At 58.2% G+C, this 601-nt stretch carries 1 protein-coding gene and 1 pseudogene; both read right to left on the bottom strand.

Annotated elements, in window-relative coordinates:
• Positions 1-23: 23 nt before the first annotated feature.
• Positions 24-497: a peroxiredoxin gene (locus tag AC1DH9_RS30505; RefSeq protein ID WP_427536708.1), complete on the bottom strand. Its 474-nt coding sequence runs from the start codon at positions 495-497 to the stop codon at positions 24-26.
• Positions 498-507: 10 nt separating this feature from the next.
• Positions 508-601, bottom strand: a pseudogene (locus AC1DH9_RS30500) (glycine cleavage system protein R); the annotation flags it as partial.

Genomic DNA, 601 nt, shown 5'->3' with positions numbered 1-601 from the left:
GGTCCGGACAGGCGCCGAAATAATCAGGCCTTGTTCAGCGCTTGGGCCGCAGCCAATACCGCGTCAACATGCCCTGGCACTTTCACACCACGCCACTCTTGACGCAGTACACCATTCTTGTCGATCAGAAAGGTGCTGCGATCAACGCCCATGTATTCCTTGCCGTAGAGCTTTTTCAGCTTGATCACGTCGAACAGCTGACAGATGGCTTCATCCTTGTCGCTGATCAACTCGAACGGGAACTCCTGTTTGCACTTGAAGTTCTCGTGGGATTTCAGGCTGTCACGCGACACGCCGAACACTTCGGTGTTGGCCGCGCTGAACTGCGCATACTGGTCGCGAAAGCCCTGACCTTCGGTGGTGCAACCCGGCGTGCTGTCCTTGGGGTAGAAGTAGATCACCACTTGCTTGCCCTTGAGGGCCGCGAGGCTGACGGTCTGCCCGCTGGTGGCAGGCGCTTCGAAGTCGGCGACAGGTTGGTCGATGGCAACGGCCATGGGAGCTTCCTTACATTGGGTTCTGTGGGCGCCACGGTTCGATCAGCGCGTCCAGGTTCAGCGCATCGGCGAAATCCAGGAACTGATCGCGCAGCCAACTGATC

The organism is Pseudomonas sp. 05T35, assembly GCF_056396605.1.
The sequence above is the reverse complement of the archived record's forward strand: the minus strand, read 5'-3'. Positions and strand labels throughout refer to the sequence as shown.